This window comes from uncultured Legionella sp. (genome assembly GCF_937871865.1).
Classification (GTDB): Bacteria; Pseudomonadota; Gammaproteobacteria; order Legionellales; family Legionellaceae; genus Legionella.
The window spans coordinates 1-13771 of record NZ_CALMPD010000154.1; the positions used below are offsets into that span (position 1 = coordinate 1).

A 13771-nucleotide genomic window follows, 5' to 3' on the forward strand; every position below is an offset into this window, starting at 1 on the left:
TCGATTTTAGCCACGGATGGCTTAAATCAATCACGAGCTTAGCGACACTATCGTATTAATTCATTATGAGCTTGATTGTGTACAGATATACCAAGATTCCTCAGAGCGCTGTGTAATCAAGGATTTCGTTCACATAGATAGTACATAAGCTCCCAGCAATAATCACTGGAAGCTTATCAGACTCTATTATGCTTTTTGTAATGATTCAATGACAGCGCCGAGAAAACGGGTGGCTTCACCACCGGTGACTGCTCTATGATCAAAGCTGAGAGACAACGGAAGCATATTATGAGCTTCGATAGCCCCTTCTTTTGATGATGCAACAACCCCTTTATAAAGTCTGCCTACTGCTAATATAGAAACCATCGGTGGAACAATAATAGGGCTTGCGAAGCGTCCGGCAAATTTTCCAAAATTCGAAAGCGTGATCGTTGCCCCCTTTAATTTGTCAGCGGTTACTGCGCGATTACGAACAGATTCTTTGAATTCATTAATAATTTGACGTAATTCTGAGTCAGAGTGTTTCTCTGCATCATGTATCACTGGCACAAACAAGCCTTCATCATTATCCATGGCAAGACCTAAATGAACTTGCTCAAAGCATTGACGTGCACTGTGCTTCGTATCAAACCAGGCATTTAATGCGGGTTCTGTTTTTGATGCGTGAATAATTGCTCTGATTAAACGAACAGTAATATCAGTGCCAGGCTTCCAATCATTGATGTCTGCTTCATCAAAGATACTTACTGGTACAATTTCAGCATGAGATTGAACCATGCTATTTAACATTGCACGTCTGACTCCGCGCAAAGGCTCAAATCCAGCGGGTGGTTGAGAGTTTTTATCTGCTTGCGTCTGTACATCATGGCGAGTAATGAGTCCATGCTCTCCTGTACCTTTTAATGTCGTTAAATCTACATGCAGCTTTTTGGCTAGCATGCGTACAGCAGGTGTCGTTCTGACCCGATTTTTATCTGCGTTTTGTGAACCAATAACAAAGTTATCTTCGGTTATTTCACTGCTTTCTTCAAGATTACCTACTACCGTGCCTTTATCTGCTGGTTTAGCACTTGCTGATTCAAAAGCTACTAACGCATCACCTGTTTTTATTACATCGCCAGGCTTACCATACAACTTAGTAATTGTACCACTTTGCGGACAGGGGACATCAACCACTGCTTTGGCAGTTTCCATAGAAACTAACGGTTGATCAGCTTTTACAACATCACCTTCCTTTACAAACCACTCATGAATTTCAGCATCAGGCAATCCTTCACCTAAATCAGGTAGATTAAAAATATTCATCATTACTCCATTATGCTCATAACACTGTTTTTAATACGTGATACACTCGGTATATACTGTTTTTCAAGCTGAAAATAAGGCATAACCGTATCATAGCCAGTAACACGTTGAACTGGGGCAAGCAGATCATGCATGCAATTCTCCATGATCTGTGCTGAAATTTCAGCGCCAACACCACAAGTTCTTGCGCCCTCATGAACAATGACGCATCGGCCCGTCTTTTCTACTGAATTTAATATGGTTTCAATATCCAGAGGTTTAATGGTCGCTACATCAATGACGTCACAAGAGATGCCTTCATCACCAAGTTGTTTTGCGGCTTGTAATGTTTCATGCATGCTTGCTCCCCAGCTTACCAGAGTCAAGTCATCACCTTGTTGCAGGGTAAAACATTTTCCTATTGGCAAAGCCTGCCCATCATCGGGAACTGGTTGCTTAACCAGACGATAAATACGTTTTGGTTCCAAAAATATGACAGGATCAGGATTTCGCATTGCGGCAAGTAATAAACCATAAGCACGTTTAGGTGAAGAAGGTATCACTACCTGTAATCCAGGGATATGTGCAAATAATGCCTCGGTGCTTTCTGAATGATGCTCAGGAGCTCTGATACCACCACCGAAGGGGGCACGAAATACTAAGGGACAATTCAATCTTCCGCGAGTTCTATTTCTCATCCTGGCTGCGTGAGAAATAATCTGATTCATGGCTGGATAAATAAATCCCATAAACTGGAACTCGGCTACTGGTTTTAAGCCTTGAAGCGACATACCTATGGCAAGACCTGCAATCATTGATTCTGCAAGCGGAGTATCAAATACTCGCTCTTCACCAAAGCGTTCTTGTAAACCTGCTGTGGCACGGAATACTCCGCCGTTTAATCCAACGTCTTCACCAAAGACTACTACGTTTTCATCATTGGCCAACTCATAAGCAAGAGCCTGGGTTACCGCTTCAATTAAAGTAATATCAGGCATGAGATGCTTCCTCCATGGCTATTGCTCGTTGTTCTACAAGATATTCTGGTAATTCAGCATAATGATAATCAAATATACTACTTACAGGCTGAGGAGTTGCATTTAAATAATCTTCTACTGCTTGCTCCACTTTTTCGGAACACTCCATAACCAATTTCTCTTCATCGTCTGATGACCACAATTTTTGTTGCATCAGATAGTGTTTAAAGCGTGAAATAGGCTCTTTTGGTTTGGCATGTTCTACTTCTGTTGATGGCTGATATCTAGTGGCATCATCAGCTGTTGTGTGATCGCATAAGCGATAGGTTATCGCCTCGATCAACGTAGGGCCTTCGCCATTGCGTGCATTTTCAATCGCATCACCAATGACTTGTCTTGTTGCCAATACATCATTACCATCAATTTGCAAACCTTTAAATCCTGCTGCTATCGCCTTTTGTGCAATCGTTTGAGTACCAGTCTGTTTATCTCGTGGAACTGAAATAGCCCATTGGTTATTATTAACAACAAAGACTATAGGTAATTTCCAGGTTCCGGCAACATTCATTGCCTCATAAAAATCCCCCTCTGAAGTACCTCCTTCACCAATACAAACTACCGCAACACGATTTTCTTTGCGGTATTTAAATGCAAACGCAACACCTGCTGCATGCAGGCACTGAGAAGCAATCGGTACGCAGATAGGTAAATCCTGGGCATTGTTAGCAAACTGACTTCCTCGTTCATCTCCACCCCAGAACGCCAGAATTTCAGACATTTTTACGCCACGCTGTATTTGAGCAGCATAATCACGATAATAAGGGACGAAAACGTCTTCAGGTTTCATTGCATGTCCAATTGCGGTTGAAATTGCTTCCTGACCGTTAATTGGGGCATAAGTACCCATTTTTCCTGTTCGTTGTAAAGCAATTGCTTTTTTGTCAAAGGTACGTGTTAGTACCATTGTTTTATATAGATCCTTTAAAACGGAAGTATGTTCCGCAAATGGAGGAATTGTTCCTACCAACTCACCTTGTTCATTCAAATACTGTGTGAATGTAATATCAAATTGAGCAACTGTTGTCATTACATGGCTCCTAGTCCACAACGTGTTGCCATAGAATACTCATAAATGCATTGAAAAACCAGCATATTAATTTGATTTTACATTCAGGATACCAGAGAGGTTGCCAAGGTCTAACGTTAGTGCTCTCTGAACACTCGTATATCAATAGATATTGGGAAAACGCTACAAGCATGGCCTTAAGAATTAATGATGTTACAATGTATCTATATTATTCGGAAACAATTGTTTTAACAGGAGATATTTTGATTAAAGAATTGATATTGGAATTAAATTATCATCCTTTTTTGCAAGATTCATATCAAAAATTAGTACATTTGCCTGGTTTTATTTTGCTGGAGAGTACAGATAACTCACTTGGGCGATACGACATTTTGAGTGCCTGTCCTTATGACAGACTGGTCATCGACAATAATAAACCACTGGACTTATCGGACTTTGATAAACTAAGACAGATTATTTCTACGGAATCATCACCGTATGCATTTCCTTTTCAGGGTGGGGCAATCGGATATATCTCCTATGATCTTGGCGCACAGTTATTCAATATATATTCAACACCACAACCTGGTTTGGCTGGCATGCCATTGGTCGATATGGGGTTATATGATTGGGCGATTATTGTGGATCACCAGTTAAGAAAAGTAACTTTATTTGCTGCTAATGAACACGCTTCAACCCATACCCTTATTCAGCACATAATTGATTTGTGGAATACCTCAGCGCCAAAATCTGAAGCCTTTGCAGTGAATAGTGATTTTTATCCGTTAATGACAGAGGAACACTATAAAAATTCATTAGCAGCAATTTATGATTCTTTAAGGATGGGGCGAGCGTATCAGGTAAATTACACTCAACCGTTCCATGCTCAATTTCAAGGCGATCCCTGGCAAATATACAGAGCGGTCTCTCGTTACAATCCTGTTCCCTTTTCAGCATTTATGACATCCGATAACATGGATATCCTCAGTTTTTCTCCCGAACGTTTTCTGTTGCATGATGAGCGAACGTTATTAACCTCGCCAATAAAAGGAACAGTTGGCCGTTCTTCTGATTTTGACGTCGACGAACAGTTGAAAGCCCAATTGTTATCCTGCCCTAAAAATCGCGCAGAAAATATTATGATAGTTGATTTAATGCGCAATGATTTTGGCAAAATTGCAGTTCCTGGTTCTGTTACAGTATCAAACCTATGCGCACTGCAAAGCTTTAATTCGGTTCATCATTTGGTGAGCGATATTCATGGGGTGCGCATAGAGCAAATAAATCCCTTTGATGCATTTCTTTCATGTTTTCCTGGTGGCTCTATTACCGGTGCTCCTAAACGGGAAGCTATGAACATTATACGGGAGCAAGAGTCCTACGGGCGAGGAGTCTATTGTGGCAGCATCGGCTATTTTTCAAGACACGGGCGTTTCGATACGAACATTGCAATTCGGACAATTACAGCCAGACAAAATATTTTATATCTGGCAGCGGGAGGGGGAATAGTTATTGACTCACAATGGGAAGATGAATATCGTGAATGTTATACGAAAATAGCAGCGATAATTAATGGACTTAAATAAAATAACAAAGGATGAGCTTATTCATTCAGCGGTAATTGTTTTACATGAGCTTAATACTGACTCACTAATTCTTACCAAGAGAAGCGAACACTTGAGAAGTCATCCTGGCGAAATCAGTTTTCCTGGCGGGCTTTGGGAAGAGCATGATAATAACTATTATGATACAGCTCTTCGGGAACTTAATGAGGAGCTGGGTGTGTCTCGTGATCGAGTGACGTTGATTAAAGAACTTACTCCTGAACCTACATTAGCTGGGGTAATTATCCACCCTTGGCTAGGTACAATAGAATCGATTAATCCCTATGTGTTAAATACTTATGAAGTCACCTCTCTTGTTGTTGTTCCTATGGAACAAGTACATCAACGGAAAAATTATCGGAAAATCAGGATTGAGAGATCTGGATTTCAATTTATTACTTGGGAATTCATTCCAAAGAACGACTATATTTGGGGGGCTACTGCTCGAATTATGAAGCAGTTAATAATTGAATAATTCTGTATATAACATTGTACAAAACACGAATTTTATACCATGATTAGGGTATCGATTATTAACAGAGGGACTGGTTAACTTCATGAAATTATTAGTATTTACTTTGTCTTTTTTATTCTCTTTATCATGTTACTCTCAAGCATTAATTATTGGCTCTTCTAAATTTAATCCACCATTTGAAACCTGGACTAGCCATGAGAATGATTATTATGGTTACGATGTTGATTTAATTAAGACCATTTGTAAGCGAATGAATGTAAAATGTACTTATAAAGCCTATTTATTTCATGAGCTGTTTAACGCGGTTAATAATAATGAAGTAGATTTGGTAATCGCATCGATTATCAGAACAGAGAAAAGGGAAAAAGATTTTTTATTTAGCATTCCCTACTTGGAAAGTTATTCTCAGTACATTACGTCTACCAAGTCTTCAATTAATAATACTGATGATTTGTCAGGAAAAAGAATAGGCGTGAGGATGGGGACGCCTTATGGAAAACAAGTTTTATCTGATAATAGACAAAATAAAGTTATTTATTATGCAATGATTAATGACATGTTCATCGGCCTGCAGAATAATGAAATTGACGCTTTTTTATTGGACTATGAAGCCGCAAAATACTGGATTGCGACAAACCCTGGTATCTATAAACTGATTGGAAAGAAGAAACCTATCGGAAGTGGATATGCGATTATGAGTAACAAGAGCAAAAGTGATTTAATTAACCGAATAAATACAATTCTTTTGCAAATGAATGATGATGGTACTTTCCTAAATCTGTATTCTAAGTATTTTGACTGGATTCAAACAAATTGAGAAAAAAACGGGGTATAACATACCCCGAAAGAGTCAAGCTGCGTTTCTTATGTACTCTATGAGGCTTGCATTTCCACCGCTGGTTCTTTTAGAGCTCTGCGAAGAATTTTTCCTACATTGGTTTTAGGAAGTTCATCATAGAATTCGACGATTTTGGGAATTTTGTAAGCGGTTAAATGTTCTCTGCAATGCGCTATTATTTGCTCAACAGTTAAATCAGGGTCTCTTTTGACTATACATGCTTTTACCCGTTCTCCTGATTCGGCATCTACAACTCCAACTACTCCAACCTCAAGAACTCCTGGGTGCAGGCCTATTACCTGCTCTACTTCATTGGGATATACATTAAACCCAGAAACTACAATCATGTCTTTCTTTCTGTCTACCAGATAGATAAAGCCTTCTTCATCCATTCGTGCAATATCGCCTGTTTTTAAAAATCCATCTTTGGTAAATACTAAGGCTGTTTCATCCGGGCGATTCCAGTATCCGGCCATGACTTGGGGCCCTTTAATACATAATTCGCCACTTGAACCTATGGCCACCTCTTTGTCATCGTTATCACGAATTGATATATCTGTAGATGGTAATGGTAAGCCTATACTGCCATTATAACTTTCCATGGACATAGGATTTATTGTTGCAGCAGGGCTGGTTTCAGTCAAACCATAAGCCTCAAGTACACGGGTTTTTGTCATTTCCACCCATCGCAGAGACACGCTCTTTTGCAGGGCCATACCACCAGATAGAGCCAGTTTTACTTTACTAAAGTCAATTTCTTTAAATTTAGGATGATTTAGTAATGCATTAAACAAGGTATTCACGCCAGTAATTGCTGTGAAACCAGAATTTTTAATTTCATCAATAAAGTGATCCAGATCTCTTGGATTGGTTATTAATATATTTTTGGCGCCAAATTTCATGAAGGTAAGGCAATTAGCTGTTAGCGAAAAAATATGGTAGAGCGGTAATGCTGTAACAATGATGTCCTTGTCTGAAATGCTTATTGGTGATAGCCAGGAATACGCCTGTAATAAATTGGCAACCATATTTCCATGGGTTAGTATGGCTCCTTTTGCTATTCCGGTTGTGCCACCGGTGTATTGCAGAAATGCTATATCCTCATGATTTAGCTCTACATGGTGTAATGTGGCTTGTTTTCCTTCCAGTAATGCATAGTTATACGCTACTGCATGGGGAATTTTGAATGCAGGGACCATTTTTTTTATGTGCTTCACTACAAAATTAACAATAAATCTTTTTATTCTGGGGAACAGATCTCCAACTTGCGTGACAATGACGTGTTTTACAGAGGTTAATTCTGGTAACGCCTTCTCAACGGTTTTTGCAAAATTGGCAAGTACTACTATTACTTCAGCACCTGAATCATTCATCTGATGGATTACCTCATCAGGCGTGTAAAGAGGGTTCGTGTTAACCACAACGTATCCGGCACGCATAATCGCAAATAATGTGACTGGATATTGAAGAAGGTTGGGCATCATAATAGCGATACGCGCTCCCTTTTTTAAACCCAGTTGTTGAAAATAAGCCCCTAAATCTCGACTCAAGTGATCTAACTCACTATAAGTAAGCTCACATCCCAAGTTAGAGTACGCTACATTATGAGCGTATTGACTACATGATTCTTTAAACAACGACACTATGGATAAATATTGACTGGGGTCAATTTCATGTGGCACGCCATTTTGATATTGTTCAAACCATCGTTTATCCACTTTGTTATCCTTCTGTTATTGGTTCCCACATGCTAGTATAAACAAAAATATCATTTATGGATATCATATATATGGGTGAAAATATAACTAAAACTCAAGGGTTTAAATTAAAAGGGCGACTCTATACCTTTACTGTGCTGCATGTATTAAATACAGATAAAGATATTTTTTCTCAGCAATTTACTGAAACTGTAGCAAAAGCCCCCAAATTATTTGAAAAAACTCCTGTTGTTTTTGATCTGACTGCAGTGAGTGAGCTTGAATTTGATTTGCAATTATTATTCCAGATTGCTCGCGATCATGGAATGATTCCTGTTGCAATTCAGGGAGGCAGTGCATTTCACGAAACGCTGGCGCATTGTAATGGATTGGCCGTTTTGAATGCCTCAACATCACAAGATAAGCCAATAGCTGAACAATCAATTGAGCCTGTTGCTGTTGAACCAACGAAAACTAAATTATTGACTTCACCTGTTCGCTCTGGCCAGCAGGTTGTTGCGAAAGGGGCTGATTTGATAGTGAACTCGTCGGTGAGTCATGGTGCAGAATTATTGTCTGATGGAAATATTCACGTTTATGGGGCTCTTCGTGGTCGGGCGTTGGCCGGGATTTCGGGTGATTTGAATGCACGTATTTACTGCCAGTCTTTGGATGCCGAATTAGTGTCCATTGCAGGTTTTTACCGGCTCAGTGATGCAATTGAACCCATTAATGGTCCATGTCAGATCTATCTGTCTGATGAGCATATTGTTATCGAGCCTTTATGATAGATGCAGTTTTTATTTCAGATCTGCATTTGCATCCTGATGATAAGGAGATTCAGGAACGTTTCAATGAGTTTGTAAATTGGGCACGAAATTCAGTTAAAACAATATACATTCTTGGGGATTTTTTTCATGCCTGGGCGGGTGACGATTCGGTTGATGAATGGAGCAGGGCAATAGCAGCACAACTTTATGAGTTAACTGAGAATAATATCTCTATTTATTTTATGCACGGTAATCGTGATTTTTTGTTGGGGAAAAAGTACGCACAGCTTGCTGGCTGGACTGTATTGCAAGAGCCTGCTCTTATTGAATTAGGCGGTGAGCAAATTCTATTAGTCCATGGTGATCGCTATTGTACTAAAGATCGTGGTCATCAACGGCTCAGGATTTTAACCCGAAACCGACTGTTCACTACACTTTTTTTGAGTTGCTCGTTATCATTTCGTAATAAGCTCGTAAATAAAGTCAGAACTATGAGTTCCAAGAAACACAATAAACCCATGGACGAAATGGATGTAGTTAAAGAAACTGTTATTGCTCATATGTCCAAATTCAAAGTGTCCACTCTGATTCATGGACATACGCATAAACCAGGTATTACAGAATACGATACTGGAATTCATAAATTAACACGCTTTGTGCTTAGTGATTGGGATGACAGGCCTAAACTATTGTGTTATGATAATACAAAGGGTTTTTATTTTACTCATTCGTGATGTTATTGAGGAGCGTAAGAATGTCAGATACAGATAAAGAAAAGCAGGAAAACTTAGTCGATTGGCGTAACGAGGTATTTAAACTTCGTGAGCAACTTAAAAATAAGCAGCTACAGGATAAAGCGATAGAAGACTATAAGATAAAAGAGGCTACGCGTGCAAATTCTCGTGCCGCTGCTGCGGATGCATTGGCTAAAGAAGGCATGGTGGAGCAAGGAAATCAGCAAGTTCCACTTTGGGTGATTGCACGAAAAGACGTTGAAGAAGTTTTGAATGCGGATGTCCATGCTTATAATGACTTTCGTTCTGCAATGATGAGGCTATGGAAAACTAATTCTATGATGTGTAAGGCACTGCATCATTCAATGAATGAGGAAGTTCTTGCTCGAATAGAAAACGGCATAACAGATTACGCACTTCTTCCCGCTTATGATTATGTTCTTGAACCTTTATCGAATAAAGTCGCTAATTTGGTTTTGGGTTCAGATGATCCTGAAATTACCTTACCCGAATTACGTCATGAAGTTACCTTTACTGACGACAATAAATTACACTTTGAGCCTCTGACACGTTCTGATAATGTGAAAGATACGGGTCTTTTGGATCAGATATTTCAAAAAGGAGTGCATATTTGGCTTAGCGAAAATGGCTACAATCCAACTCCTGCTGACCCTAAAACATTTGTAGATGCTCACGGTAAGGCTTTAGATAAAAAGACTTTTGATGATCTAAAACATGATCCTTATCATGGATTAGGAACTTTTCTGAACGATCATGTAAGCCTGCAAACGAGTCCTCGTGGACCATAGAAGTAGTCCGCTGCTATAAGAATGGGGTTGACCTGGTTCTAACCCCATTGTCATTAAGTTAAGATAAATACGTCATTCTGGTATAGTGAAAGCGCTCCTGTACACGAGAGCTCTTTCGTTGCTAGTTTCTTCGGATAACGGACAAAATTCTCTCAATACGTCATCCAGAGCGTAGCGAAGGATCGGAGATCCTTCAAGATGCTCAAGATAAGGGACAAATCCTATTATTCTGGTAACGCAGGTATACCACTATGAAAGCGGAATACTGTATCAGCACTTAATATAAATTCGTTTTCGATGGTTAGAAATCGCTCAATTCTTTGCTCCATTGAGCCGCCATATAGCGCTACCAGGCTTAAATAGTCTTGAAAATGCCGTGCTTCTGATTTGATGAGGGTACTATAAAATTTAGCCAACTCCTGATCCTCTAAATAAGGAATGATGGAGTTAAAGCGCTCACACGAGCGGGCCTCGATGATCGCCCCAATGATTAATTGATCACATAATCTATCAACGCCATCTCGTTTGGTAATGTGTTTATGCAGATTCGTTGCATATTCAGACGGTTGCAATGGGGCATATGAAATATTTCTTTGTTTCATTATGGCTATTACTTTCTCAAAATGCAGAAGCTCTTCTCTAGCTAATGGCGACATAATGTGCACCAGTTCGCATCGCTCAGGATATTTACTAATAAAATTAATCGCAGTAGCAGCGGCTTTACGCTCACAATGAGCATGATCGAGTAATAACAACGGAATGTTATTTGCTGCATGATGTAACCATTCTTCAGGCGTTTTTATTTTTAAGAATGCATTTAATATTTGTAAATCTGTATCTAATCGTTTTACCATCTGTGAAATACACTATAATTTCAAATGATGAGTCTTATATCACAGACGCTGATTAATTTAAATTGGATGAATTATGGACGAGCTAGTAGAAGACGAGCAACTAAGTAAATGGTTTTCAACTTATGGATTGATAACTGCTGAGCGGATATTGGGAAAATATCACATTGCTTTGCCGCAAACTGAATTAATAAGTGCTGTTAAAAGCTCGTTTAGTTTTTATCATCTTCTCTTAAAAATTCCGTTAAAAAATGTGTTAAATGGGATTGTTCTGCAACAAGCGGGTGACTATCACATTTATGCTCAGAAATTATTTATTGATTACCTTCTGTCGGGAGAAAGCAGTAAAAGTGAGGATTCTCCTGGGGCACTAACCCGCGAATCAATGGAGATGGAGAGGCAAAAACTGGTCACGCTCGGCGAGGATTATCATCAGTTACAACTGGATCAAAATGAGCTTATAGCCAGTAGTCAAATCAGCTTAATTAAAACTGCAGAGCTTTGGAAGAAAAATTTTGAAGCATTGATAGGGCCTATCAATGCAACAATTAGAGAGGCAGGGTTTGATGTCAGTAAAAGTGTCATTCGAAGCGGAATTAATAACGCTCTTATTCACTGTGATTATGTACATGCAGCGAGCTTGGGTAATGAGCATCTTTTTATAGATGAATTTAATAAAGTGGTAAACATTAAATTGACTGACGATTTAAAAAATAAACTACTGGGTCATTTAGCTGCAATTCTGGAAATATTACTCAATTTTGAATCGGAATTTGGCGTTTTTATGAAAAAAAATAAAGAGCTTGGTGAGGTAGCAAAGTCTTACCGCACTCAGTTCTACGATGCTATTCTGCGTATAAATGAATTAATTTCATTACTACCTGATTACAAAATAAATCCTGAACAAGATGCAATAAATAGAGAGTCTTTATATTTTGATAATACTATAGGTGATAATTAAATTAACGCTTATTGATAACCGTTAGTCTTCAGAGTGAATTTATATTAGCCAGAAGCCTATATCTTCATGTATAATAATGCGCTTTAAACTTAAACCCTTTGGAGTGCATGATGGCGAACGAAATAACACTGTCTATTATTAAACCTGATGCTGTAGCTAAATCAGTAATTGGTCAAATTTATAGCCGTTTTGAAAACGCTGGTTTAAACATAATTGCTGCTAAAATGATGCAATTATCTAGAACTCAAGCTGAAGCGTTTTATGAAATTCATAAAGCTCGTCCTTTCTTCAATGACCTTGTTGAATTCATGATTTCTGGTCCAGTTATGGTTCAAGCGCTCAAAGGCGACGATGCTGTAGCTAAAAACCGTGATTTAATGGGTGCTACTAATCCTAAAGAAGCAGCAGCTGGTACTATACGCGCTGATTTTGCTGATAGTATTGATGCAAACGCTGTTCATGGTTCAGACAGCCTTGAGAATGCAGCTCGTGAAGTAGCATTTTTCTTCGAACCTCATGAAGTTTGTGACAGATAAGATTTTATTGGAGTCATTATGACCGATCAAAAAGTTAATTTATTGAATTATAACTATCAACAAATGCGAGAGCTTCTGACTCAATGGGGTGAGAAACCTTTTCGTGCACAACAATTGATTCAATGGATTCATCAGACCGGCTTATCTGACTTTACTAAAATGACCAATATAGGGAAAGCGTTAATAGAAAAGCTTTCCCGCCTTTCTCATATTAGCCTGCCTGAAATAGTAACCTGTCAAAAATCAAATGATGGGACTCATAAGTGGCTATTGAAACTTGATTGCGGAAATTGTATTGAAACAGTATTTATTCCCGAATCCAATCGAGGGACGCTTTGTGTGTCATCGCAAGTAGGTTGCGCCTTAAACTGCTCTTTTTGTTCTACTGCAAAACAGGGGTTTAATCGTAATCTTACAACGGCAGAAATTATAGGTCAGGTTTGGCTGGCTGCCAGAGAGTTATCTCTTGCAAAAGGGGAACATGATCATCGTATTACCAATGTGGTAATGATGGGTATGGGAGAGCCCTTGCTCAATTTTGATAATGTCGTCGCAGCGATGGATCTTATGATGGATGATTTTGCTTATGGATTATCCAAGAGACGAGTTACTCTAAGTACCTCTGGAGTATTGCCTGATCTGGAGCGCCTAAGAGAGGTGAGTCCGGTTGCTCTGGCAGTATCCCTTCATGCTCCTAATGATGAATTACGTAATGAATTGGTGCCTATTAATAAAAAATATCCATTGGCACAATTAATGGCTTTGTGTAAAAGCTATTTTAAGAACGAACCAAGAAGAGTTGTTACTTTTGAATATGTGATGCTTAAAGGCGTTAATGATCAACCTGAACATGCAGCACAATTGATTAAGTTACTAAAAGACATTCCTTCAAAAGTAAATTTAATTCCATTTAATCCTTTTCCTATGGCTCAATACGAGCGCTCTTCTCAAGAAGCTATTGATGCATTTCGAGATCGATTAATAAAAAGCGGAATCAACACCATTACACGAAAAACTCGAGGTGATGATATTGATGCAGCTTGTGGGCAATTAGCTGGGGAAGTAAAAGACAGAACCAGTCGTTCACAACGATGGCAAAAATTGCACTTTATCCCCACAAACAATAAAACCAGTGAGGTTGCTGCTGCGGCTGATTAATTAATTGAAAA

General features: G+C 38.9%; 14 protein-coding genes. 9 read left to right on the forward strand and 5 right to left on the reverse strand.

Going from position 1 to position 13771, the window contains the following annotated elements; translation table 11 throughout:
* Positions 1-186: 186 nt before the first annotated feature.
* Genes Q0495_RS08475 through pdhA form a run of 3 tightly spaced genes read right to left on the reverse strand, consistent with a single transcriptional unit; the run spans position 187 to position 3348 of the window.
* Positions 187-1305, reverse strand: coding sequence for a dihydrolipoamide acetyltransferase family protein (locus Q0495_RS08475; RefSeq protein ID WP_367274401.1), 1119 nt, complete (start codon positions 1303-1305; stop codon positions 187-189).
* 2 nt (positions 1306-1307) lie between these two features.
* Complete coding sequence (locus Q0495_RS08480; protein WP_298624974.1) at positions 1308-2282, reverse strand: alpha-ketoacid dehydrogenase subunit beta; 975 nt, start codon at positions 2280-2282, stop codon at positions 1308-1310.
* Positions 2275-3348, reverse strand: a complete 1074-nt coding sequence (gene pdhA / locus Q0495_RS08485) for a pyruvate dehydrogenase (acetyl-transferring) E1 component subunit alpha (RefSeq protein ID WP_298624976.1) — start codon at positions 3346-3348, stop codon at positions 2275-2277. The genes Q0495_RS08480 and pdhA overlap by 8 nt, the downstream gene beginning before the upstream one ends.
* A gap of 242 nt (positions 3349-3590) precedes the next feature.
* On the opposite strand from pdhA, the gene pabB reads away from it, so the two are divergent.
* The 3 genes from pabB (at position 3591) to Q0495_RS08500 (ending at position 6223) form a co-directional block, all read left to right on the forward strand.
* Positions 3591-4913 (forward strand): aminodeoxychorismate synthase component I, encoded by a 1323-nt coding sequence (gene pabB / locus Q0495_RS08490; RefSeq protein ID WP_298624978.1) that lies wholly within the window; start codon positions 3591-3593, stop codon positions 4911-4913.
* On the forward strand, positions 4900-5406 hold the full coding sequence (locus tag Q0495_RS08495; protein WP_298624980.1) for a CoA pyrophosphatase: 507 nt from the start codon (positions 4900-4902) through the stop codon (positions 5404-5406). The genes pabB and Q0495_RS08495 overlap by 14 nt, the downstream gene beginning before the upstream one ends.
* A gap of 82 nt (positions 5407-5488) precedes the next feature.
* The gene (locus Q0495_RS08500; RefSeq protein ID WP_298624982.1) at positions 5489-6223 is read left to right on the forward strand and encodes a transporter substrate-binding domain-containing protein; all 735 of its coding nucleotides are present in this window, start codon (positions 5489-5491) and stop codon (positions 6221-6223) included.
* Between the two features lie 56 nt (positions 6224-6279).
* On the opposite strand, the gene Q0495_RS08505 is transcribed toward Q0495_RS08500, so the two are convergent.
* On the reverse strand, positions 6280-7962 hold the full coding sequence (locus tag Q0495_RS08505; RefSeq protein WP_298624984.1) for an AMP-binding protein: 1683 nt from the start codon (positions 7960-7962) through the stop codon (positions 6280-6282).
* A gap of 71 nt (positions 7963-8033) precedes the next feature.
* Between Q0495_RS08505 and minC the strand changes: the two genes are divergently transcribed.
* Genes minC through Q0495_RS08520 form a run of 3 tightly spaced genes read left to right on the forward strand, consistent with a single transcriptional unit; the run spans position 8034 to position 10254 of the window.
* Positions 8034-8729, forward strand: coding sequence for a septum site-determining protein MinC (gene minC / locus Q0495_RS08510; protein WP_298624986.1), 696 nt, complete (start codon positions 8034-8036; stop codon positions 8727-8729).
* Entirely contained in the window at positions 8726-9445 is a 720-nt protein-coding gene (locus tag Q0495_RS08515; protein WP_298624988.1) for a UDP-2,3-diacylglucosamine diphosphatase, read from the forward strand. Before minC ends, Q0495_RS08515 begins: the two co-directional genes overlap by 4 nt.
* Before the next feature lie 20 nt (positions 9446-9465).
* The gene (locus tag Q0495_RS08520) at positions 9466-10254 is read left to right on the forward strand and encodes a hydrolase (RefSeq protein WP_298624990.1); all 789 of its coding nucleotides are present in this window, start codon (positions 9466-9468) and stop codon (positions 10252-10254) included.
* Between the two features lie 224 nt (positions 10255-10478).
* On the opposite strand, the gene Q0495_RS08525 is transcribed toward Q0495_RS08520, so the two are convergent.
* Positions 10479-11108, reverse strand: a complete 630-nt coding sequence (locus tag Q0495_RS08525) for a tRNA-(ms[2]io[6]A)-hydroxylase (RefSeq protein ID WP_298624991.1) — start codon at positions 11106-11108, stop codon at positions 10479-10481.
* Positions 11109-11181: 73 nt separating this feature from the next.
* Between Q0495_RS08525 and Q0495_RS08530 the strand changes: the two genes are divergently transcribed.
* The 3 genes from Q0495_RS08530 (at position 11182) to rlmN (ending at position 13760) form a co-directional block, all read left to right on the forward strand.
* Positions 11182-12066: a hypothetical protein gene (locus Q0495_RS08530; RefSeq protein ID WP_298624993.1), complete on the forward strand. Its 885-nt coding sequence runs from the start codon at positions 11182-11184 to the stop codon at positions 12064-12066.
* A 110-nt stretch (positions 12067-12176) separates the two neighbouring features.
* The gene (gene ndk, locus Q0495_RS08535; protein ID WP_298624997.1) at positions 12177-12602 is read left to right on the forward strand and encodes a nucleoside-diphosphate kinase; all 426 of its coding nucleotides are present in this window, start codon (positions 12177-12179) and stop codon (positions 12600-12602) included.
* An 18-nt stretch (positions 12603-12620) separates the two neighbouring features.
* Positions 12621-13760, forward strand: coding sequence for a 23S rRNA (adenine(2503)-C(2))-methyltransferase RlmN (gene rlmN / locus Q0495_RS08540; RefSeq protein ID WP_298624995.1), 1140 nt, complete (start codon positions 12621-12623; stop codon positions 13758-13760).
* The last annotated feature ends 11 nt before the right edge of the window (positions 13761-13771 follow it).